The organism is Acetobacterium sp. MES1, from assembly GCF_002237635.1.
Classification (GTDB): Bacteria; Bacillota; Clostridia; order Eubacteriales; family Eubacteriaceae; genus Acetobacterium; species Acetobacterium wieringae.
Window position 1 is genome coordinate 138,473 of the sequence record NZ_MJUY01000050.1, and the last position, 24,918, is coordinate 163,390.

13 protein-coding genes and 2 pseudogenes are annotated in these 24,918 nt (G+C 47.1%); 3 read left to right on the forward strand and 12 right to left on the reverse strand.

The genetic code is table 11. From position 1 onward, the window contains the following. Positions 1 to 67: 67 nt before the first annotated feature. The 4 genes from BI182_RS14030 to BI182_RS14045 all read right to left on the reverse strand — a co-directional run bounded on the left by BI182_RS14030 (position 68) and on the right by BI182_RS14045 (position 7,989). Complete coding sequence (locus tag BI182_RS14030; RefSeq protein ID WP_286808752.1) at positions 68 to 3,175, reverse strand: EAL domain-containing protein; 3,108 nt, start codon at positions 3,173 to 3,175, stop codon at positions 68 to 70. A 240-nt stretch (positions 3,176 to 3,415) separates the two neighbouring features. Further along, positions 3,416 to 4,420, reverse strand: coding sequence for a 4-hydroxythreonine-4-phosphate dehydrogenase PdxA (gene pdxA, locus BI182_RS14035; protein WP_286808754.1), 1,005 nt, complete (start codon positions 4,418 to 4,420; stop codon positions 3,416 to 3,418). Positions 4,421 to 4,491: 71 nt separating this feature from the next. Then, positions 4,492 to 6,861 (reverse strand): bifunctional diguanylate cyclase/phosphodiesterase, encoded by a 2,370-nt coding sequence (locus BI182_RS14040; protein ID WP_286808755.1) that lies wholly within the window; start codon positions 6,859 to 6,861, stop codon positions 4,492 to 4,494. A 3-nt stretch (positions 6,862 to 6,864) separates the two neighbouring features. Next, entirely contained in the window at positions 6,865 to 7,989 is a 1,125-nt protein-coding gene (locus BI182_RS14045) for an ABC transporter substrate-binding protein (protein ID WP_070371310.1), read from the reverse strand. Between the two features lie 503 nt (positions 7,990 to 8,492). Here BI182_RS14045 and BI182_RS14050 point away from each other — a divergent pair. The 3 genes and pseudogenes from BI182_RS14050 to BI182_RS14055 form a co-directional block, all read left to right on the forward strand. After that, positions 8,493 to 11,678: a methyl-accepting chemotaxis protein gene (locus BI182_RS14050; RefSeq protein ID WP_286808757.1), complete on the forward strand. Its 3,186-nt coding sequence runs from the start codon at positions 8,493 to 8,495 to the stop codon at positions 11,676 to 11,678. A gap of 407 nt (positions 11,679 to 12,085) precedes the next feature. Next, positions 12,086 to 12,937: pseudogene (locus BI182_RS17355) on the forward strand (PDC sensor domain-containing protein); the annotation flags it as partial. Positions 12,938 to 13,018: 81 nt separating this feature from the next. Then, positions 13,019 to 15,256, forward strand: a pseudogene (locus tag BI182_RS14055) (methyl-accepting chemotaxis protein); the annotation flags it as partial. Between the two features lie 52 nt (positions 15,257 to 15,308). Here BI182_RS14055 and BI182_RS14060 read toward each other — a convergent pair. From BI182_RS14060 to BI182_RS14095, 8 genes are all read right to left on the reverse strand, one after another. Continuing rightward, positions 15,309 to 16,601, reverse strand: coding sequence for a polymer-forming cytoskeletal protein (locus tag BI182_RS14060; protein WP_286808761.1), 1,293 nt, complete (start codon positions 16,599 to 16,601; stop codon positions 15,309 to 15,311). 32 nt (positions 16,602 to 16,633) lie between these two features. Next, positions 16,634 to 17,020: a hypothetical protein gene (locus tag BI182_RS14065; RefSeq protein ID WP_286808762.1), complete on the reverse strand. Its 387-nt coding sequence runs from the start codon at positions 17,018 to 17,020 to the stop codon at positions 16,634 to 16,636. A 2-nt stretch (positions 17,021 to 17,022) separates the two neighbouring features. Beyond that, positions 17,023 to 17,583 carry an RNA polymerase sigma factor gene (locus tag BI182_RS14070; RefSeq protein WP_286808764.1) on the reverse strand — a complete coding sequence of 187 codons (561 nt, stop codon included), beginning with the start codon at positions 17,581 to 17,583 and terminating at the stop codon, positions 17,023 to 17,025. A 138-nt stretch (positions 17,584 to 17,721) separates the two neighbouring features. Then, positions 17,722 to 18,270: a hypothetical protein gene (locus tag BI182_RS14075; protein ID WP_286808766.1), complete on the reverse strand. Its 549-nt coding sequence runs from the start codon at positions 18,268 to 18,270 to the stop codon at positions 17,722 to 17,724. 41 nt (positions 18,271 to 18,311) lie between these two features. Further along, positions 18,312 to 18,914, reverse strand: a complete 603-nt coding sequence (locus tag BI182_RS14080) for a hypothetical protein (protein WP_286808767.1) — start codon at positions 18,912 to 18,914, stop codon at positions 18,312 to 18,314. Positions 18,915 to 19,180: 266 nt separating this feature from the next. After that, positions 19,181 to 19,849 (reverse strand): hypothetical protein, encoded by a 669-nt coding sequence (locus BI182_RS14085; RefSeq protein WP_286808769.1) that lies wholly within the window; start codon positions 19,847 to 19,849, stop codon positions 19,181 to 19,183. A gap of 245 nt (positions 19,850 to 20,094) precedes the next feature. After that, the gene (locus tag BI182_RS14090; RefSeq protein ID WP_286808771.1) at positions 20,095 to 22,737 is read right to left on the reverse strand and encodes a cation-translocating P-type ATPase; all 2,643 of its coding nucleotides are present in this window, start codon (positions 22,735 to 22,737) and stop codon (positions 20,095 to 20,097) included. A gap of 246 nt (positions 22,738 to 22,983) precedes the next feature. Then, positions 22,984 to 24,885 carry a lectin like domain-containing protein gene (locus BI182_RS14095; RefSeq protein WP_070371299.1) on the reverse strand — a complete coding sequence of 634 codons (1,902 nt, stop codon included), beginning with the start codon at positions 24,883 to 24,885 and terminating at the stop codon, positions 22,984 to 22,986. Positions 24,886 to 24,918 lie beyond the last annotated feature (33 nt).

Here is a 24,918-nt window from a genome sequence, read left to right on the forward strand (position 1 = left end):
TACGCAAATTTTTCTTGCGCCAGCCGCACTTCCTGACAAACGAGCCTACTCGCCCCATCGCTTACCGTTAGTTTATCCCGGCAAACTGCCTGGCATAAATTTCTGCTTCAATTGCTGCCGCCGATACCGGCTTGGAGAAATAAAATCCCTGGATTTCATCACATCCATGCGCCTGAAGAAAAGCCAGCTGTTCGGCTGTTTCCACCCCTTCGGCAGTGACGGCCAAGCCCAATTCCCGGGCCAGATCGATCATGACCGTGACCAACACTTCATCCCGGGGCTTCACCCCGATTCCCCAGACAAATTGACGATCAATCTTAATCCGATCAACCGACAGATTCTTGAGTCGGTTCATCGATGAAAAAGCCGTGCCAAAATCATCAATACTGAGATCCAAGCCCAGCTTTTTTAAGGCTTGCAGTTGCCGGATAACGTACTGGGAGCTTCTCATGGCAACCCCTTCAGTGATTTCCAGTTCCAGATATTGGGGTTTAAGCCCAGTTTCAGCCAGACAATTCTTAATAATCCGCTCCAGATTGGAACTCCGAAACTGCTCCACCGATAAGTTCACCCCCATCCGCACTGGCTTGTAGCCCTGATCCTGCCACAACTTGTTCTGAGCACAGGCGGTTTTTAAAACCCATTCACCGATACCGCTAATGAGTCCACTTTGCTCCGCCAGCGGAATAAACACCTCCGGGGAAATCAGTCCCCGCTCAGGATGCTGCCACCGCAACAGCGCTTCAAATCCGTTTATTTCCAGGGTACTGGCACAAATCTGCGGTTGATAATGCAACAACAGCTCTCCTTTTGCCAGCGCCTGATGAAGACTGGTCGTCAGTGTCATCTTTTCCAAAACTGCTGCTTTCATCTTCCCGGAACAGTAGGCAATCCGACCCTTGCCGCTTTTTTTAGCGGCGTACATGGCCAGATCGGCATTTTTTATCAGGGTATGAACCGTTTCACCATCCTGAGGATAAACAGCGATCCCGCCACTACCGGAGAGGTACAGTTCCTGTTCAGCTACCAGCATCGGCCGATGAAAAATCGACATCACCTGCTCAGCCATTCTTTCCAGTTCACTGGGCTTTGAAATCTGCGGAACCATAATCAAAAATTCATCGCCACCAAACCGCCCCACCAGATCAACGTGTCCAAGACAGTCCGTCAGGCGTTTGCCAATCCGGGATAGTAACTGGTCTCCCCAGTCATGGCCCAGGGTATCGTTGATTTCCTTAAAACCATCCAGATCAAAAAATATTACGCCCAAGCTCTTTTGGGTTTTTCGGGCCAGATCGATAGCCTGTTCCAGCCGCCTAAAAAACAGCGACCGATTCGGGATACCGGTGAGCGGATCGTAGTAAGCCAAATAATTCATATCATTCTCAGCATCAACTTTGGCAATGGCGTCAGCGAGAATATTGGCCAGCAGCTGCAACCAATCCCGATTAATCCCCCTCAGACCCTTCCGGCCATCCAGTACATCAAAACCCAGTAACCCGATAATACGGTGATTACTCTGAATCGGTACCAGAATCCGGGATCGGACTTTTTGCTTTTTAAGCGCCAACTGCTCTGCCTCCGCTTCAGCTGGTAGCCGATCAACACTGGGAATATAGACGATGTCATTCTTTAAGATTTGGCTGACACTCCAGGATAACTGTTCTTCCCCTTGGGCGTGTTCAATCGAACCCTTCAGAGATTTGATGCCATCGCCTAACCATTCATGGGAATATACAACGATATTGTCAGGCGGAGAGAAGCGCCCCAGATAAACCCGATCCGTTCCGGTAAAAAGACCGCTCTGCTCAAGCAGTTGATTGACTTTCTCATCAAAATTATCACGGTTTGTGGTTACAAAATCGGCCGACAGCTTTGCAATCATTTTTTGAAAGGCATCCTGTCGGCTGTTTTCCTTTAGTCGTAACACATAAATCTGAGTAATAATAGCGGTCAGTCCGATGCCAATCATGTAGAACAAGAGCCGGTAACAATAGAGCCGCTGATCCACAAGGATCCCATAATCCGGTAGCAGTAGCCAGAATATCAGTTCCAGTAGCAGTGTTAAGAATCCCAGACCCAAAAATATATTCCGGTTATTGAAAATCACCGTGAGCATCATAAAAAAGATTGGAACCGGCCAGATAATATTGCTGAATTCTGCATTAAAATGCAGCAGCATCACCACAGGCATCATAAACCCCACCATCAAACCTAAGGCATTCTCCTGCGCCGTGATGGATCTAAGAAAATAGGGAATGGCCATCACAACCGCCCCCATCATCACCAGTAAAAAATTTAAAAACATACCGGTAATCCGGGTATCACCATTGGCGATCCGGCCATAAAAATTCAGGACACTGCCGACAATCAATACAAAGCTGATGTACTTGTAGAGCCTGGAGCGGCTAAACGCTGTCAGAATCATGCCTTCCTGCTGGGCATCATTGTGACTGTCTGGGGCTGATATCATTCCATATTTATGGATCAGATAAAAGATTGCCGCCACTGGAAAAATCACCTCCACCGGAGCCAGCGACGGAATCCAGCGGTCTAGCTGGCTGGCCAACACAAAATCGGTGATGGTTCCTAAAAAAAAGGCCCCACCAAAAGAAACCATCAGAAGCATGGCTTTGGTTCGATCCGCAGAATTCTTTCGTTTTTTATACCAGCGAACCAGTAACAGCATCGAAACATAGGTAAAACTGAGATAATAACAAAGAAACATCAGATTAAACCATTGCGCATCTGTCGTGGAAATCCATCCGCCATCGGTTTTAACCATCGCGATGTGACCATATTCCGGCATGCTATAAATCAAAAAAGCGATAAGATTAATCAAAGCCGGGATATAGAGCACCGCTAACAACAACCCTTTTTTATCGGCTTGACTCCAGGGAGCATTTCTAAGAAGAATAATGACGTGCAGAAAAATACTGTAAGCCACCCCCCAACCAAGTACCGAGAAACGCCGCCAGAACAACGCTTCGGCAGCTGTCGCTGCCGAGTTGGTGGCCGCCCCGGTCAAACTCCAGAGGGCATAACAAAAACACAAGGCCGCAAAGACCCGGTTCAGCCGGGCGTCCTTATTGAGGGTTAAAGTATAGGTGCCCAAAACCACATAGATGACAAATGTCAGATAGAGAGTCATGGAGATGCTATTCTGAAGTGTCATTTGTCCTCCTTAAAAATAATTGATCAACGCTAATTTTTCTAATTATACTATATATATAGTCGAATAATCAATTGGATATTCATTTATTGCGGTAATCAGCACTTATTTTACTGACTGGAATTTAAATGGATTCAAACGAATAGAAAAATGGCCTCCAGCGTCTGGAGGCCATTAAAATCCAAATTAATACCTAGTTTAAACACATCGTAATTCGGTCTGCTCCGCCACTCCGAGCAAAACTCACTGGGACTGTTTAAAAAACGGGGCATACAAAGCCCCCAGCCGGATCGCTTCAATCAGGCTCACCGGGCTGGCAAGACCCTTTCCGGCAATATCCAGGGCCGTTCCATGATCCACTGAGGTACGCAGAAAGGGCATGCCGATGGTAATGGAAATTGTTTTTTCAAAGTCCACCATTTTGGTGGCAATGTGGCCCTGATCGTGATACAGCGACAAAACCGCATCGTATTTGCCTTTTAATGCCAAATAAAAAACGCTGTCGGCACCAATGGGACCCTCCACATCGATGCCAGCGCGACGGGCCGCTGCTACGGCTGGAATCACAGCCTCCACCTCTTCCCGGCCAAACAGACCATGTTCACCACTATGGGGATTCAGACCGGCCACCGCCAGCCGGGGATTTGTCACCCCCAGCCGCTTAAGGGCGATGACACTCTGGTCGATAAAAGCCGCCAGATTTTCCTGGGTAACCAGGTCGCAGGCCTGACGCAATGAAACATGGCGGCTGAGAAAAAACACCCGCAGGTTATGAACCTGAAATAGCGTCAGGGGATTTTTGGTTCCCGTGAGGGCCCCGATTATCTCAGTATGGCCAATGTAGGGCACCTTTGCCGCTTGCAGCGATTCCTTGTTAATCGCAGTGGTCACCAAGACCTGGGCTTTTTTAGCAAGACAAAGCCTGGTGGCTACTTCAATGTATTCATAGGCAGCCTTTCCCGTCATCGCCTGCACCGCCCCCAGTTTTAATTGACTAAGCTCTATATTACCCAGATCAATCAGATTAAGAACCCCGGGGAAAAAGTTGCCCTCCCGGGGCTCGTTAATACAATTGATGGTCAGCTCGACCTGTGAATACCTCAGAGCTTGCTTAAGCACCTGTCCATCCCCCACCACAACCAGGTGGGCCATTTCGTTTACAGCTTTATTTGCCAATGCTTTGACGGTTATTTCCGGGCCGATGCCAGCGGCATCCCCCATTGGAATGACCAGTATTGGTTTATCCATCGTATTCTCCTTACTGCCAGGTCACTTATCAAATTCTGGCCTGTTTTTGTGAAACGTTCATCAACAGTTTTTTAATCGAGATCCTGGGCCTGAGCATCAATCAGCTGGTTCAGCAGTGCTTCCAGCTGGCTTTCATCGATGGGCCGGGAAAAATAGTAACCCTGAACGTGATCACATTGATAGATTTTTAAACAATCCAATTGTTCCAATTCTTCAACTCCTTCCACGATCACATCCATGTGAAGGATATGGGCCATCATAATAATCGACTCCATTAAATTCTCATTGGACTTCCTGATAAGCAGATCCCGGGTAAATGCCTGATCAATTTTTAAGGTGTCAATCGGCAGATTTTTAAGATAAGCCAGCGACGAATAGCCGGTACCAAAATCATCCAGTGACATCCGGATGCCGATGGCCTTGAGGCTTTTGAAAATACTGCTGGCCTCTTCAAAGGAATTGATAAAGAGATTTTCGGTAATTTCCAGCTCCAGTAAGCTCGGTTCCAGCTTACAGCGTTTCAAAACCTCAGCGACCATTGCCGGAAAATTTTCCTGACTTAATTGAACCGGAGAAACGTTAACCGAAATCATCAGCTCCGTGGCCATTTTCCGGTTGATCGCCACGATCTGACGACAGGCAGTTTCCAGTACCCAGGCCCCAATCGGGACAATCATGCCAGTGGTTTCGGCAATATGAATAAATTCCAGCGGTGAAACCCGCCCCAGCTGAGGATGATCCCAGCGGATCAGGGCTTCAAAACCCCGAATTTTTTTATTCCTGACATCGATTTGCGGCTGGTATTGCAGAAAAAACTCGTTATTTGTAAGCGCTGACCGCATCGAATTCTCCAGGGTCATATTCCGAATCAGATTTTGCTTCATGGCACTTTCAAAAAAAGCATGCTGGGAGCGGCGTCCCTGCTGTTTGGCAATATCTGCCGCAGTATTGGCATATTGCAAGAGTTCTTCAACATCCAGGGCATCATCAGGATAAATTGCGATGCCAACGTGAAAACGGAGATAGACATTATTCTCATGATAGGTCATAGCATGGTTTAAAACCCCCTGAAGTCTTTCAATCTCGACCAGGGCATCGTCTGCTTGTTCCAGCTCCGTTAGTACCCGGATAAAATTGGAACCATTAATCCGAGCCACAAAGCCATGGGCACAGTTTAAGGCCAGCAGCCGGGCCCCCATCATTTCCAGAATCTTATCGCCAAAGGAAGGGCCATAGGTATCATTGATCCGCTTAAAATTATGGATGTCAAAACAGATCACCGCAATCTTCCCCTCATTATTCTGAATCAATTGGCTAAGCTGCTCCGTCAGATAGGCCGCATTGGGCAGTCTGGTCTGAGGATCATAATAAGCCAGCACCTTTAGGGCATCATCCCGCTCCTTCACCGAGGCCACCATGCCGTTAAAATTAGTCGTCAACTGATCAAATTCGTCAAAACGATTATCGGTATCAATGGGATGATAATCGCCAGCGGCAATTTCCTTTGTCTGGCGGTTCAGTTCCCCAAAGGAATGGTTAATGTCTTTAAACACCAGACGGGCAACAAACCGTGATAACAAGACCAGCAACAAGGTGAACAACAGCATCATTCCGACAAACGATCGCAGGGCACCATAAATTGAATCATAGGATTCATAAACGAAGACATGCCAGTCGGCATTGATAACATCCGCATGACTGACCATGGCGGTTTTGCCTTCGTAGGTAAAGGCATGAATCTGATCGCCGGTTTTTGCCTCCGGATGAATGGCCTGATAATTGGCTTCAATTTCCCGCTGGAAAACCTTGGTGATATCCGGATGGGAAATAAAAACTCCATTGCCGTCGGTAATGGCGACGGTTACCGTATCCCCAAAGGTTCGGATATGATTTCCAGACAGCATGCTGATTTCTTCCAGATTTAAATAAGCCACCAGAACCCCATCACCGTGTGGAATGGCAATGGTAATGGTGGGCTGTCCCGTTTGTTGCGAAATGAAGGAAGACGATACAAAGGGTTTCCCCGTTGCTTTGGGTTCGGTAAAAAATGGCTGTCCAGTACGATTGGCCCCCAGAATATTGGCGTTTTGGGGGGCCGTGTTTTTGACAATTCCCTGGCCATCTAAAATTTCAAAGCCCTCAATGGAGTCCGAATTTTCCAGCATTCCGTTTAAATAACGCTGGATGGTTGTCTCATCCTTTAGTGTGCCATCATCAAGCAAATCATTAATCTGTTCCAGCTCCTGAAATGAATCATCCATAAAATCAGCCATCCGTTGAGCGATAGTTGCTGCAATCATGGTGTTTTTTTGATCCATATCTTTCCGTAGATAATCATAAATTATCGGCGTCGCCAATAACCCCACAAGAATCAGCGGGATGATGATGGACAGCATGTTGTTAATCAGAATAAAATCTCGCAGTTTCTTAATTCGCTTCATTTGCTACTCCGCCTTTGTAAATTGACCATTCTTAACGACGTATTCATAAATAGTCCGGCTGGCATCACCGTAGCCATCAATGGTTATTTCGTTCTGCAGCCCCGGATAGATGCCTTTTTGCAGGATTGCTTGTTTGACCGTTTCCGGGTTGGGATTAGCGGTTTCTGCTACGGTGTTAAGCAGTAACATGGTGGCTTCATAGGTGTATACCGCTGCAAAGGTCGGTTCCGCACCATACTTTTTTAAATAGTTGTCCCGGAAAGCCATGTAGGCCGGGGCCTGCGATTCCAGATCAATGAGGCTGGTGATTGTGACCCCTTCAACTGCTGCGCCCCCCTGTAAGAGCAGATCATTATTCATCGACCAGGCCGCCAGATAAATCGGTGTCTGATTATTCAGCTTATAAAACTGCTGACAAAACATGGCGGCATCAAACGATGAGACCAGAATCACAATGCTATCGGACTGCGTGCTTAAAACCCGCTTAGCAATATCCAGGTAGTTGGTGCTGTTACTCGCTAAAAAGGCTTCTTCATAAATAATTTGCCCACCCACGGGTGCTATTTCCTGAGCAATTCGGTCTTTTACTGTTTTGGTGTATGCCAGATTCTGAGATTCATAAATCACTGCTACCTTCTTCCCGACGCTATCTTTTACCATACTCTCTTTGATGACTGCCGCCTGATCACTGTTTGGTGAAATAACACCGATGACATGGTCGTCCTGACCAAACAGGGTGGTTGCACTCATGGTCGGATTAATCATCAACATATCCTGACTGTTGACAAAGGGCACACTCAAGGTCGCCATGTTGCTGGTCATATGACCAACGATAAAAGAAATCCCGGCTTCCTGAAGTTCCCGATCAACCGCCAGGCCCACTTCCGGGTTATTCTGATCATCCTTGATTACCACTTCCACTGCCTTGCCATTAACGCCCCCGGCCGCATTTACTTCTTCCACTGCCATCAAAAGGCCATTGCGTCCGTTTACCCCCAGCTCCGAGGTGCTGCCCGTAAGACTGGCTACAAAACCAATCAACACTGGTTTTTGTGCAAGACACGAGCTCAGACATAAAACAGTGACGCTCAACAGCACCAGTGTTGAAAAGAGCTTCTTTGATTTCATGGACAGGACCTCCTTTGGGTATTCGCTGATGCAGGTTTTTAACCCGATCAATTACTAAAAAAGTGATTGCTATCAGTATACCCTTATTTATCCCCTACAAACCTGTTATGCTGGTCATACCTGCTAAATTTTTACACACTCTCCCCTGACGGGTTCAACTACCGCATCATGCCCAGATCCGACTTGCGATTATTCCGGGAAAAGTTTTTAAGAATTATCTTAGACCATTTTTTAATCCAGAACAAGTGATAAATCGTCTTGCTTACGGTTATTTTTCTCGGCTGGTTCAAGGCGTTTTTAAAATCTACCAGAAGCTCAGTCAAAATTTATATTTAGCCCTGCTCAAGCTGTTTATATTTTTAATCCCTGGGTAAAAATCTGATCAACAAGTTGCTTTCTTATCGCTTGCTCCGATGTCTATTTTAAGCTAAACTAGGGCTACTCTGTTTTATCAGCGACAATCAATTTTTTCATCAATGATGATGAGTCAAAGGAGAAATGAAATGAACCAGAAAAAAGGACTACTCGTAAAAATGTTACTGTCCATAGGCTTGCCAGTTGCGATTATTTTTGCCATTGTGGCGGGCATCTCGCTGTATGTCGTGAATCAGGCGATCACCCGGATCACCGTCAATGAGCTATCGGCCCGATCGCAGGCGGTTTCCAACGAAATTGAGAGCTATTTTACAACCTATCTGGAAACGGCCAATCAGTTGTCGACCAACCCCGAGATTCGCAGCTATTTTGAACAGGTCACACCGGGCGTTGGCATTACCACCACCCCCAATTTTCCTGAAATTAAGCAGACCCTGGACAATGTGGTTGCCACCGATCCGGAAAATATCCGGGTGGCCTGGGTCGCCGATGTCGACTCCAGTCAGTTTACCCAATCCGATGGTTCCTCGTCCGACGGAACCTACGACATCAACGCCCGGCCCTGGTATCAGGAGCTGGTGGCCAAAAAAGAGGTCTTCATCTCCGAGCCCTATCTGGATGTAGTCACCAATGAAATTATTGTCAGTGTGGTAGCTCCCGTTTTTAAGCCCGGTACCCAGGATCTCATCGGTGCCACCTGTGTGGATGTCTCCATTGATCGGATAAAAGAAATCATCGCTGAAAATAAAATTGGCGAAACCGGCTTCTTCGTGGTTTCCACCAACAGCGGAATGGTCTTTGATCATCCCAACCCAGATTTTATCAACGGCCCCCTCAGTGACACCGATCTCTCGGAGAACATCATCGCTGCCCTGACTGATAAGACCGCTGGCCCCATTGCCTATGACTCGGCGGGCACTGCCAGCCAGGGTTATGTTACCGAAATCGGGGATACCGGCTGGGTCCTGGCCACCGGTCTACCCACTGCCGAATTCAATCAGTCTTTTGCAACCATCCAAACAATGATGCTGGTGATCTTTGGACTCGGTCTGCTGGTTATCATCGGCCTGATTGTCCTATCCACCCGCAGCTTTATCCGGCCGATTACCAAACTAGCCGAAGCCGCCGATCAACTGGCCCTGGGTGCCGTTGACATCGACTATAGCATGGCCAATGATGCCAAAGCCGATGAAATCGGTGAACTGACCAAATCCTTTGTCAACATGGCCGAAAATATCCGGGATCAGGCTGAAGCGGCCCAAAACATGGCCCAGGGAAATTTATCCATTGATATTCAACCCAAGTCTGATCAGGATGTTCTGGGTAACAGTATGGTTTCGATAAAAAATGCCATCGGCAATCTGGTTGCCGATACCATCATGTTGTCCGATTCGGCCATTCGTGGTGATTTTACCAAACGGGCAGAGGTTAAAAACCATGCTGGCGACTATGCCAAGGTTATTGCCGGTGTCAACCAGACCCTGGATACCGTTGTTGATAATATGTTCTGGTATGAAGCAATCATTGATGGTATCCCCTTCCCGGTTCACGTCACCGACATGGATATGAAATGGACCTTTATGAACCGGGCCTTTGAAGATCTGATGATCAAAAACGGCGTTATCAAAGATCGGGTTTCCGCCTGCGGTATGGATTGCTACAATGCTGGTGCCAATATCTGTCAGACTGAAGGCTGTGGAATCCGCCGTCTGGTTGATCAGGGTCTGGCCGACTCCTACTTTGAATGGGTTGGACGCAATAATAAGCAGGATACCGCTTATCTCAAAAATAAAAAAGGTGAAAACATTGGCTTTGTCGAAATCGTCACCGATTTAACTCCAATTATCCGGGTCAGTGATTATACCCATGCTGAGGTTACCCGTCTGGGTGAAAATCTGATGCGTCTGGCCGAAGGTAATCTTGACTTTGACATGAATATTGCCCCAGCCGATGAATACACCAGTCAAGTCAGCACCCAGTTTAACGAAATCAGTCATAGTTTAACTGCTGTTAAAACTTCCATCGGTGACATGATTGAAGGTGCCTCGATGATTTCCAACGCCGTAATTGATGGAAATCTTCAAACCCGAGCTGATGCCGCAAAATTCAAAGGTGCCTGGCAAGATCTGGTCGGCGGCATGAATGCCATTCTGGACGAAATCAACAAACCACTGGGCGAGGTCATGGTCGTAATGGATGCCATATCAAACGGTAATCTCCATGAGCGTATTACGGGTAATTACAGCGGTGATGTGGATGCTCTGAAACAAACGGTTAACACTACTGCCAGTCGTCTGGAAGCAGTTGTTAGTGAAATTACTGAAAAAATCGAACAGCTATCCAAAGGGAATCTTAATATCGAAAACGCCCGGGAATTCCGGGGCGACTGGGTTACTATTTCGAATGCCATCAATGTCATTATTCAATCACTGAATGATGTTATGGGTGAGATCAACGTGGCTGCCGAGCAAGTTGCCTCCGGCTCCGGTCAAGTCTCCGCTGGCAGTCAGTCCCTGGCCCAAGGCTCCACCGAACAGGCCAGCTCGGTTCAGGAGCTTACCGCCTCGATTGCCGAAATTGCCGATCAGACCAAAAACAACGCCGTCGATGCCAATAAAGCCAGAGAACTGGCTGATACCGTCAAAGACCACGCCGCCAAAGGCAATGCCCAGATGTCACAAATGCAAAACTCGATGGTCGCCATCAATCAGTCATCGGAAGACATTTCCAAAATTATCAAGGTCATTGATGACATTGCCTTCCAGACCAATATTCTGGCCCTCAACGCCGCTGTCGAAGCCGCCCGGGCTGGACAACACGGCAAAGGCTTTGCCGTCGTTGCCGAAGAAGTTCGTAGCCTGGCCGCCCGTAGCGCCGACGCCGCCAAGGAAACCACCGCTTTAATTGAAGGCTCCATTGACAAGGTTCAGGAAGGAACCAAAATTGCCGATGACACTGCCGCCGCTCTGGATGACATCGTCGCCGGTATCGAAAAGGTCACTACCTTAATTGGTAATATTGCCGTCGCTTCCAATGAGCAGGCTTCGGGAATTGCCCAAATTGACACCGGTGTGGAACAGGTGGCCCATGTCGTTCAACAAAATTCCGCCACTGCCGAAGAAAGCGCCGCTGCCAGTGAAGAGCTATCCGGCCAGGCCGAGCTGCTTAAACAGCTGGTTGACACCTTTAAGCTCCGCAGCAAAGGGAAATCCTATGCCGCTGCAACCCCTGCCGTTAAAAAAGTTCAAGAAACCATAAAACCAGTCCCCACACCCAGCATCGACCTGGGCGATATGGACATGGATAAATACTGATACCTCACCCGTTCCTACAGCAACCAGGCACCCTTATAGGTGCCTCTTCAGACTGTCAAAAAAGCTAACCCAGTACCGACAATTGTAATATCATGTTGTGTGCCTCGAGGCGAACAGTTGCGCTAAAACGGCTATAATTAGCCGAATATTTAATTGCAACTGTAGGAATTGTGCGCATACAACAGATTTACAATTAGTCGGTACGGTAGTTTAGTGCCAACCTCAACGGCACCCCCATAGGTGCCTGTTTAATTAAGATGACTGACAAACGATTATACCTAAAATTAGCTTAAATCTTCTCCCGCTTTTAAACTTATATGCGAATATGTCGATATATAAACATGAAGTAATCGTTTACTGTGAAAGCAATTGTTTTTTTAATGTACCATCCAGAAAGGAGCATCATCATGAAATCAGCACAAGATCCCCATCCAACAACGGTAAAAATCCGTTTATCCACCAAATTAACAGCCTTCACCACCCTGATTCTGGCGGTGGCGGTAATCACCCTGGGACTGATCGCCATCAATCTGGGATCAGCCGCCCTGACCAGTGAATCCAGTACCCAGGAAGAGGCCTTTGTTACTGAAGGTGCCGGTCATATCGGCGCCATCGTTTCCGGTAATTTAGGAAAACTGGATGAAATCGCCCTCCGGGCCCGAACTGCCACGATGGACTGGAACACCCAGGTGGCCTCCATTGCCGGGGACGTGGAACGTTTAGGCTATCAGGATATTGCCGTCATGGATATGAATGGTAATGCCCGCTATATCATCGGCGGCGGCGAATTTAAATCAGAAGGTCAATTCTGGTACGAAGACGGTTTTGCTGGCAATAACTCGATTTCCGATGTCGCCATCAGCAAGGTCACCAACGAACCAGTGGTCTTTGAAGTGGCACCAATCAAAAGTAATGGTCAGGTGGTTGGCCTTCTGGTCGGACGCCGTGATCCCACCTTTATGCTGGATATCACCAATGGCATGGGCGATGGCGAGCGTAAATACGGCATGGTTATTAACCAAGATGGTGCCGTTATGGCCCATCCCAACGAACAGCTTATTCTCGATCAAGCCAATATTTTTAAAGATATTGAAACGAATGGACCATTAAAAGAACTTGGGCTGGCCATAAAAGAATTAGGTGTTGGTCAAAGCGGAAATATCTCTTATAATTACCTGGGAGAAACAAAACTAGCGTATACAAGTGCCATTCCGGGAACCAACTGGAACCTCATCGTCATCAAATTTGAAGATGATGTACTGGCCCCGATCAATCATCTGCGCAACGTCATTCTGATTGCCGCCTTGATTATTTTGCTGATCGGTGGTGTCGCTACCTTTATCCTGGCCCGAAAAATTTCCAACCCAATTGTATCATTAAACCAGATGATTAAAGAAATGACCCAGGGACATCTCAGTGATCGACTGGAGGTAAAATCCCAGGATGAGGTCGGGGAAATGACGGCTTCGATGAATCAACTGGCGGATGACCTCCAGAATGTCGTTATTGCCACCATGAACCAGATTTCCAACGGCGATGTTTCAGCCGATATTGAATTACGGGATGCCCAGGATGAAATTGCCCCGGCCCTTAAACTGACCATCGAAACCATCCGTGGTTTGATCTCCGAGGCCACCATGCTGTCTCAGGCCGCTATTGCTGGTCAATGGGAAACCCGGGGCGATGCCGATGCCTTTAAGGGAGGTTTTAGAGAAATCGTCCAAGGGGTTAACGCCACTCTGGATACCGTCGTGGATCAGATGGTCTGGTACGAAGCGATCATCGATGCCATTCCCTTCCCCCTTCATGTTACCGACAACGATATGAAATGGACCTTTATGAATAAACCGTTTGAAGATCTGATGATTGCCAATGGCGTCATTAAAGACCGTAATTCTGCCTGTGGTATGGATTGCTACAACGCCAATGCCGACATCTGTCGAACCGAAGGCTGTGGAATCCGCCGTCTGGTCGATCAGGGCTTAACCGACAGCTACTTTGAATGGGTTGGCCGAAGTAATAAGCAGGATACTGCTTATCTTAAAAACAAGAAAGGTGAGAACATTGGTTTCGTGGAAGTTGTCACCGATTTAACTCCGATTATCCGGGTTAGTGACTATACTAAAAATGAGGTCACCCGGCTCGAAAATAATCTCAGCAGCCTGGCTCAGGGCGATCTCAACTTTGATATCAATGTCGGCGAGCCGGATGAATATACCGCAGAAGTGAGTATTCAATTCCACAAAATCGGTGATACCCTGGCCGAGGTTAAGCAATCGGTGGGTAATCTGATTGATGATGCCAGCATGCTGGCCCAGGCCGGTATTGATGGCAAACTCAGTACCCGGGCTGACGTCAGTCGACATCAAGGCGACTTTGCCAAAATTGTCAATGGCGTCAACGCCACTCTAGATGCCGTTGTTGCTCCGGTCAAGGAAGCGTCTGATACCCTCCAGGATCTTGCCAAAGGCAATCTGAACACCGGCATGGTTGGCAATTATAACGGCGATTACACCCGTATTAAAAATGACATGAACCAGACCGTCGCCTTCCTGAAAAACTATGTCGATGAGATCGCCAAAACCCTACTGGAAATGGGTCAGGGTAATCTCGATATCGAAATCACCACCGACTATCTCGGCGATTTCCAGGCCATTAAAACCGGTCTCAACGGCATTGCCGCCACTCTCAGCGAAACCATGTCCGAAATCAATGAAGCTGCCGGTCAGGTTGAAGCCGGTGCCCGCCAGATTTCCGATGGCGGACAGGCCCTGTCTCAGGGTACCACCGAACAGGCCAGTGCCATCCAGCAGCTCAACGCCTCCATCGAAGAAGTAGCCGGTGAAACCAAGAAAAACGCCACCAATGCCAATGAAGCCAACGAACGGGCTTTAGAGGTTCGCAGCAATGCCGAAGTCGGCAATGAACAAATGACCAAGATGGTTTCAGCGATGATTGACATTAACGAATCCTCCAAGAGCATTTCTAAGATTATCAAGGTCATTGACGATATCGCCTTCCAGACCAATATTCTGGCCCTCAACGCTGCTGTCGAAGCCGCCCGGGCTGGAAGCCACGGCAAAGGCTTTGCCGTCGTCGCCGAAGAAGTTCGCTCGCTGGCCGCCCGCAGTGCCGAAGCGGCCAAGGAAACCACCGGACTGATTGAAGGCTCAATTGACAAGGTCGAAGCCGGTACCCGAATCGCCGATGAAACCGCCGCCAGTCTCGTTGAAATTCTCAACGAAATTGAAAAAGTAACCGGTCTGGTCGGTAACATCGCCCGGGCCTCCAACGATCAGGCCACCGAAATCGCCCAGATCACCCAGGGGATCGAACAGGTTTCCACCGTTGTTCAGACCAACTCTGCCACCGCTGAAGAAAGCGCCGCCGCCAGTGAAGAACTGTCCGGCCAGGCACAAATGCTCAAACAGATGGTGGGTGCTTTTAAACTAAAGAAAAAAGGTGCCGCCCTTCACACCTCTCCCAGGCCACCGGTCGAAAAACCAGTGAAGCAAAAAGACACTGCCGAAACTTCACCCCAGATTGTTCTGGATGATCTGGAGATGGACAAATATTAAACAAAAAAACAGGCATCCGCTTTGGAGCCTGTTTTTTTTATCTGTAATCGAACTATTTTAGGGTATCTTCACCATCTTGTCTAATGGTTTCGGTTGACGCTTCGATAATTGCGGTTCCTTCTTCCATGTCAATGATCTCATCAATCATAAGAAGCTCGCCGTCGCCGTCATTCCGTTCATCTTTTAGTTTTCGATTGGCGAACAGCACATTGTAACAAATGAAACCCACGCCAACAACATAGAGGAAAAGATAGACAACAAAGTTGATAAAGGGAATATAACCCAGAACGATCGCTGCCGCAGCGATAATCAGGATTGAAACAAACGAGCTAAGCAGTGGTTTCATCTTATCATCAAAGAAGCGGGTCAACAGTTTGGATAGAACCACCGCAGCCACCGGCATCGCTAGAATCGTCAATGCGATAATCCCAAAGGTCATGGCAACTCCAAACGGTGCATAAATAATAAAGGACACAATCAACAACAATGGGGTAATGAAGAAAAATCCGGCCCCGATTCCCAGCGATGCCAGAATATGCTTTTTGGCTATCACTGAAGTATTGGCGTTAAATTCTTTGGTCATAAAGGTAATCAGCACCCAGATGACCAGAATAAAGGCCAGTTTGGTAATGATTGATAAAAGAATCGAGCCAACAGATGATCCTTTATCTGCCTCAACTGCCTGCTCTTTAGATATCTTCTCCCAGCTGACTTCCGGAGCATTGGCACCGGATGCGACAACCGCTTCATTGGCGCTACGGTTATTAATTGGTCCAATGATCGTTGCCCCATTGTTAATGGTTAACTGATCCACATCGGTTTCTACAAAACCGTTAATCGTGCCGTTAATTGAGACACTGCCAGCACCGGCCCGAAGATTTCGACCAACGATTCCATCAATATTCACATTAGCTGCCGCAAGATAGGCATCACGGTTAATAGTGGCTGATTTGCTGATGGTCAGATCAGAGCAGCCAGCAAAGAGATCCCGGGTTACCTCCCCATTGATGATGACCTGGTTGGCACCGGTATAGAGATTTCCGTTGATTTTACCGTTGACCGTTACCGTATTTGCCGCTGCAAATACGTCTCCGTTATATTCCCCATCCAGGGTGATGGCATTACCGGCAAAAAAGGTGGTGGTGTCAAACACCGAATTGGCAGTGATGTTTGAACCGGCAAAGGCGAATTCCGTATTGGGAACCGTTGTCCCCTCAATATTTACATTTCCCGCTGAATCTTCGTAAGGGCTGATATTGCTATTGGTAGCCCCAAAAGCGGTGGATACCGTAATAAGCAATACCATTACCATCATTAAAACCGACATACTAATTCTTTTTAACATTTTTCTTCTCCTTCAAATTTTTTTTATTAAGCCTAACAGAAGTGACTCTCATTCTTTAAATAATTAATCATCACTCCGGTTCCGACACAAATAACGATTGAAATTAAAAACGACATGGCAGTAAGACTGTTCTTAAGCACCTCCGAATAACGGATAAGGATGCTGGTGAAAACCGTCATGATGGTTACATCCCCGGTTTGGGCAAAGACAATAAAACGCATGACCAGCACTGAAAAGGCAATGGACAGAATATAAAACAGGGCGAACAAATCTGAGTTTCGGGCTTTTTCCAGGCTGGCCTGATTAATCCGACTCATAATGTCAAGTTTTCTGCTGGAAAAGGGAATGGCATTACCATAATTTTTCACAGCGGTTTCATTAAAGCCCAGACAGGCCATCATTTTATCCAGTTCATTCATGATCACATTCCTCCTTGATACAGGTTTTTAAGTTTTTTGCAGGCCCGGTTCAACCGGGAAGACAGGGTTCCCATGGGGATATTTAAAAACTCACAGATTTTTTTATAATCCCAGTCATAATAATAGCGGAGGATTACCGCTCCTTTCAGTTCATGGGGTAATTGATCCAGGGATTTTTGCAGCTCACCAAAATCCAGGGACTCAATATTGTCATAACTCAGGGCTTCGTCTGTAAAGAGACGCTCGCTGTTTTCCTGATCGTCCAGATAAACCATGGCTTTGTTTTTTCGTAAGAGATCAAAACTGGTGTTATGAACGATTTTTAAAAACCAGTTTTTAAAACTGCTGTCAAGCCGATACTGTCTGATTTTGCTAAAGGCCTTTAAAAAACTTTCCGCTACCACATCCTGGGCGTCGAATTCGTTTTTCATAAGAGAATAGGCATAGATATAGGCATACCGCTCGTAACGCTCGACGAGGGGTTCAAAATACCCGGAATTCCCAGTGGCGATGTATTTTTTAATCAAGGCATCATCAGCCGCCTCTTCCTTATGATCCTTCAACAATTTTCACCTCCGTTTTATCTGCACATCTATATAACGCATAAGCCCGGGTTTTTCTTCCCGAAAAAAAAATTTTTTATTTTTTATTGGCAAACACCAAAAAGCACTGATTTAAAAACCAGTGCTTGAAGACTCCCGCTATTTCCAGAATTTAACGCTTTTAACCGTTCCTTGATGCCCTAAAAATGTTACATAGAAACCAGTTTGATCATCATTAAACCAGATCATCATCACAATTGGATTATTGGGATCAGCGGGATTGGCCATTTCAATGATCTCTGTTCCTTCTGATCCAAGCAATGATTTAACCGCATCATAGGGCATTCCTTCGGTGATACTGGCCATTTGATCCTCAGAAACACTGGCTTCACTGAGCCCCATAATCTTACTGTCCTGATCGTGATATAGTACTTTTGAAACAACCAGATCACTGGCATCGTAACTGATCTGAACGCCATAACCGGTTTGATCGTCCCGATAAATATAGGTGCCCTCCACCTCTTCCGGTTTAACCCCCAAGGTCGATTCAACCTGACTTTTTTCCATCCCCAAATTGACCAGCTTGTAAAAATGGTCCGGGTTGTGGTCTGCTTCATCCTTGGTTGCGCTACAACCAGCAAGCACTAACAGCATACTCAGGATCAAAATCCCGGAAAATATAACGACCGATCGATCCCGCTTTAACATGGTTTTCAGCTCCCTTCTCTAACTTTCAATACAGCTATTTTTTAGAATAAACTCTCTTTGAATTCGGCAGCCAGCACGGTATTGGTATCGGCATCAAAGGTTACCACCAGCACTGAACCATCGGCATTGATCCAGGCCAGAGCATAGGCTTCCTTGTCTGCGCCGCTGGGAATGACCATTCGCAGCATTTCAATCCCCTGTCCCGTTAGCGCCTTCTTAACATTACTCTGAGTCATTCCCTGGGAAATTTTGGCGGCCGCTTCTTTTGTGACACTGGCATTGCTCAGCTCAATCAATTCCCGGGCGCCGGTAGTCGGCACCAAGACCTTTAGGGTAACCAGATCCTTGGCATTGAAAAACACATTAACGGCGTAGCCAGTGTCTGGATCCAAATAAACATAGGAACCTTCGGCTGAGGTGTTTCCGGTAGCACCCAGATCTTTCTCAATATCTGCCTTTTTGTCATTGATGTCAATCTGATTATAAAGATCGAAAATGGCATTGTCCTTAATGTCATTTTCCTGGGTATCCTTGCTGCCATCTTTCTCTGAGCTTTGCCCCCCACCAGCTGAACATCCTGAAACCATTGCGATTATAGTCAGAACCAGTACAAACCAAATCCCCTTTAACCACCTTTTCTTCATGTCTGTCTTTCTCCCTTTCAAAATAACAACGCCATTGACACCTACTATTTAACGATCAACTCAGACTGATCAGATGGCTAACCATCACCGATCTGTTCTTGTAATTTTTTTACCCGGAAATCACAGTTTAAAACATCGGCAGATTTCATTTTAATCCAAACAAGGGGGCCGTTATTAGCTCCGATAATGTGACCATATCAAAAAAAGTGGCTGGTGTAAAAGCTGTCCTCTTACGCCTGCCACCGAAAACGAATGGTGGTTATTAATTATTTCTTATTTAAAAAGGTAACCATCTCATCAAGCAGTTTCTGAACTGTTTTGAGTACCTGTTTTTCGTCCTGATTGGTGATGACATCAAAAAGCTGGTCAATATCCACATCGCCGTATTTTTCTGTTAAATGCCGGTTTAAAAAGGCATTCATAAAGCCATCAACAACTGCCCGCAGAATAGTGATATTTTCCTGTAAAGCCCGGAGCATGGCGGCTGTTTTTCCGCGGTTGATTAAAAAATCCAACTGCATCACGTTGATCATATAAGGAGAGCTGTGATAGCCCAGCCATTCTCTAACCTGCTGATTAAAATCCTGTTTTTCAATGGTGGCATAAAGCTTTTCATGAGTCAATTCTGTAAATTCAATATTATCCAACAACAGCAAGCGGAAATCAATGGTCAATTTTCTGGCGTTGTTCCAGATCTCCGCAATCAGACGTCTTCTTTCCGTGACATAGCCGACGATTGCGACAATCAAACTGACCAGGGATCCTGTAAAGATGCCGAATAAGAAGGCGTTGTAGTTGTCCATATTATCAAGGATATGCCTTTTCATTGTACCGCTGACCATACCCGGTATCACATCATCAATGGCAAAAATGGCGATTGCCGAAAAAACCGTCAGAATCAGGGTTACAATGGTACTGTACTTAAATGCTTTCATCTGCTTCTCATCACCCCCAATATTTTTACCATTATAACCAAAACCATGACCCCTGTAAACAATAATGAAGGGTTCAATTTTCATCTTCTTTTTGTTATTGGTCACTTAACCATTTTGATTCTTGAAGTCAATATACCCTACTAAACAATCGTTTAACATCGCCCTGGCAGCTATTTGGCATAAACAAAAAGGGGCCGCGGCATAAAAACGCACCACAGCCCCTGTCCATAACAATCAATAACAAACTAGACTCCCAGCTTTCGCTGGAAAAATTTAACCAACTCAACAATGGGAATGACCACGATCGCCAGGCCCATGGCCACAAAATATTCCATTAAACTGATGGGTTCAAACTCAAAGGCGGCAGCGATGGTGGGAATATAAATAACTGCCGTGGTCAATACCAGCGAAACCGCCATGGCCCAAAACAAGAATTTATTCTGGTGCTGCATCTTAAAGATCGACTGGCGACGGCTACGCATATTCAGCGAATGGAACATCTCTGCCATCGACAGGGTCAAAAAGGCCATGGTCATACCATCAGCACTTTCGGCAATTTCCCAGACTCCGGCTTCGATATAATGCCCGACAAAATAGGCAACGATGGTCACCACGGCCACCATGAGGCCCTGCCAGATCACATCAACTCCCAGTCCCCTGGAAAATACACCTTCCCGAGATTCTCGGGGCGGATGCTTCATGGTGTCGGCTTCTTCGCCTTCGACGCCCAAAGCAATGGCGGGGAAGGAATCCGTAATCAGGTTGATCCACAGTAAGTGCACTGGCTTGAGAATCGTGAAACCCAACAGAGTCGCCACAAAAATGGCGATAACTTCCGATAAATTAGAAGACAGCAAAAATTGAATAGCTTTACGGATATTATCATAGATCCGCCGCCCTTCCTCAACGGCATTGACAATTGTAGCAAAATTATCGTCTGCCAGTACCATATCGGCCACATTTTTGGTCACATCGGTGCCTGTGATCCCCATTCCTACTCCGATGTCAGCCGTTTTAATGGATGGCGCATCGTTGACGCCGTCACCAGTCATAGCGACAATCATCCCCTGCTTCTGCCAGGCTTTGACAATCCTTACCTTGTGTTCCGGTTGAACCCGGGCATAAACTGCGTAATGGCCAATTTCTTTTTGCAGCTGGTCTTCGCTGATTTCATCCAGCTGGGCTCCGGTGATGGCTTCTTTGGAATCAGTGATAATCCCCAATTGTTTGGCAATCGCAATCGCCGTATCCCGGTGATCACCCGTGATCATGACCGCTCGGATTCCGGCCGACTTACACTGGGCAATGGCATCTTTTACTTCTGGCCGGATTGGGTCAATCATTCCGGTTAAACCAACAAAACACAGCTCCTGCTCCAGAAAATTCGGTGACTGATCGGTCGGCATGGTCTTCCAGTTCCGGAAGGCTCCAGCCAGCACCCGCAGAGCCTGGTCCGCCAGACTTTTATTGGCTTGTCTGATTTCTTCGCAAATAGCATCGGTCAGCGGTAACTGCGTATTGCCGTCCCAATAGGTGGTACAACGGGAGATCAGTACATCGGGAGCCCCCTTTACATACTGGGTCAAGCTGCCATCTGCCATTTGATGAATGGTACTCATCAGCTTACGGCCGGAGTCAAAGGGTGCCTCGCCCACCCGGGGCGTTTGTTCTTCCATCGCCCGCTTATTTAGTCCCAGTGAAAAAGCATAATTAACCAGCGCCGCCTCGGTGGGCTCACCTTCGGCTTTGTTTTCTTCATTTAAATGGGCGTCGTTACACAAGGCCATCGTTCTTCCCAGCAAATGCTCATCAAAACCAAAGTGATCTACCACCGTCATCTTGTTTTGGGTCAGGGTTCCCGTTTTATCCGAACAGATTACCTGGGTACAGCCCAGGGTTTCGACGGCAGTGAGTTTACGAATGACCGCCTTTTCTTTGGCCATATTGGTCACCCCCAGGGAGAGCACAATCGTGACCACCGCCGCCAGCCCCTCGGGTATGGCAGCAACCGCCAGCGATACCGCCACCATAAAGGTATCCAGAACACCGATCCCGGTAATGCCGTCGCCCAGGTACAAACGTACCAGACTTAAAGCAAAGATAAAGACACAAATTCCCAATACCAACCAGCTTAGCACCTTGCTTAATTGATTCAGTTTAATTTGTAGTGGTGTGGCATTTTCCTTCGCCTGGGTAATGGCATCAGCGATCTTTCCCATTTCCGTTTGCATCCCGGTGGCGACTACGGTTGCTAAACCCCGGCCATAAACCACGGCACTGCCCATATACACCATGTTTTTGCGGTCACCCAGCGAAATATCTTTTTGATCACCCAGATTCAGTGCGCAAACTACCTTCCCCACCGGAACACTCTCTCCGGTAAGAGCCGCTTCTTCAATTTTTAAACTGGCACTTTCCAATAATCTGGCGTCAGCTGGCACCGCATCTCCGGCTTCCAGTAATATTACATCCCCAACGACCAGATCTTCACTTTTAATTTCACAGATCTTACCATCCCGCCTGACCCGGGAAGTGGCTGCTGAAATCGCCTGAAGCGCCTCGATGGCCTTTTCCGCCTTACTTTCCTGATACACACCCAGTACCGAGTTAATGATCACCACCGCCATAATGATGATCACATCAGCAAAGGATTCGCCGGAATAAGCTGCCGTGATGCCCGAAATAACGGCAGCAGCAATCAGGATCACAATCATCGGATCTTTTAACTGATTAAAAAGCCGTACCACCAATGAATCTTTTTTGGCTTCATCCAACTTGTTTTTCCCATTTTTTTCCAGCCGCTTGCTGGCCTCGGCCTGGGAGAGGCCCTCACTGCTGGAGTTTAAATCCTCCAGCACTTCTTCTGCCGTCTGCAAATACGTTTTCATTCAAACCTCCTTCAAAAATCTACACCTGGTTATACAAAAAATAAAAAAACCAGATGCCTCTGCACCTGGAAAAAATAAACCCAAGTACAGAAAAACTGTACATGAGTCTCACTCATTAAGATAAGCCAGGTATTACTACCATGCATGTTGACTTATCACGCAAATTGCGCAAATTACTCCCTCATAACTGTTTTATTTTACCCCGGAGTATTATCTTTGTCAAGATAATACTCCGGATTTTTTTTGTTACTTATTTTCAAGAAAGGGTTGACCAGTCAATCCCGGTGCCGGTGACCCCTTTGGCAGCACCTGAATTTCAATGGCTTCCAACCGGTAACCAAAGCCCGCCGTGCCAGCTTCCCCACCATTACTTGCCCAATCCATCCAACCGACATTCTGGGCATGAACCCGGTAATAGACGTCAAACTGCGTCGCATCAGCCCCGGTTAACTGAATCTTAATGGCTTCCAGCCGCAGCGACTGACCTTCGGTACCACTCATGACGCCATTGCTTTTTAGCTCCTGCCAGCCCTGATTCTGGACGTGGGTAGCGTATTCAATCCCCAGATCATAGCCCCTGGTGTCCATTTTTATTTCAATACCTTCCAATCGCAAGGATTCTCCTGAGGTACCGCTGACTCCACCATTGCTCTGCCAGTTCTGCCATCCCTGATCTTGCACATGGGTGCGATAAAGACAATTTGCAAAGGTATCCCGGCTTTGCGTAAAGGCTTTGATACACACATTACTGAGGCTTTTTTTAGACGTATCATACCAACCGCCAGTTCCGGTATTACTGGTAAAGCTTTCTCCGGGGTTGGCCGTCACAGCGCTGCTGTAGTTTTCAAATCGGCTTTCTACCGGTACTGAATCGTTCGTTCCCGGGGTTCTGTATTTAACAACCACCGCAAACTTTTGTCCAGCGACCAATCCCACCGGATTGTCCAGATCAATTGTATAATAACCGCCCCGGGCAAAGGTTTCCGTCTGCGTGGTTCGTAAGGTACCACTGTTTGGCTTGCCATCATTCACATCCGTATAAACCTTGATCTCAGCTGACGTTCCGGGGGTTAAGGCATAGGTACTCACAGCCATCAGATTGTCGCTGGCTGTTGCCGTAAAGATATTGGCACCCCAGGCAGTGTTGTCTCCGTCCGTGTAACCCATGGCTGAGATGTTACCCAGTGGATCATACTGATAAATAGCGCTATAATTATTGGTCGCTTCGGCATTATGAAAAGCGGTCACATTGCTGCCAGCATAGGTATCATAATAGGACATATAGAAATAACCGCCATCTCCCCAATCCGCGCCCCAGCTGTTACGGATAATCCAGGCCCCATCAGCTTCCGGTTTTTTACTGAAATTATCCCGGCTGTAATTGTCATCCCAACCAACAATCGCCACATCGTGATCCGGTTCTTCCGTACCATCGTAATAAAAGGCAAAGGTGTCCGGGTTGTAATACTCTTCTCCATCCAGAGGTACTGAATACATCGAAGTATAAAGCACCCCGCCATCCATCAGTGCCTGCTTGATCGCCGATGGCAGTTCGGGAATCGATTTCACTTCCTGAACATGATAAACCGGAGATAATCCGGTTTTTTTCGGGGTATCGTAGGGGTCACTGCTTTCACTCACCGGGCCACTCCAGCGGGCCAGATAGGCGGTGGCCATGGAATAATTCCCCCCATCATCCGGGCTTCCGTCAAAGCCGCTGTTCCACATCAGATTATTTTCAGAAAAATCAACCGTTGTATCTTTTTTTAAATAGGATTCCAGCGAAGCCAGGCTGGCAAAAGCCCAGCAACTGCCATAATCGCCCTGACTGCGAACCGCCGTAATCCGGCCTGTGTCCCGAAGGTCAAAGGCGGCTGGCAGGGCTTGGGCAGAGGTGATCGCTGTATCAATTGGCTCTTCATAACGTTTTAGTGGTGGTGGGATATAACCCCGACCATGCCCATCACTGGTTGATGTGTTAAGGGTTCCCGCGTTAACATCCTCCAGGTATTGAACAAAAGCCGGATTTAGTGAGGCCATACCCGGCTCGGTAATTTCTTCTTCTGCCCAGGCGCTACCCGGGATCAAAACCGTCAGCATTAAGCTGGTCAGCAGTAATGACAGTAATTTTTTGAGATTATTTTTCATCTTCGCTTCGCTCCTCATTTAGTCGGATCTAAA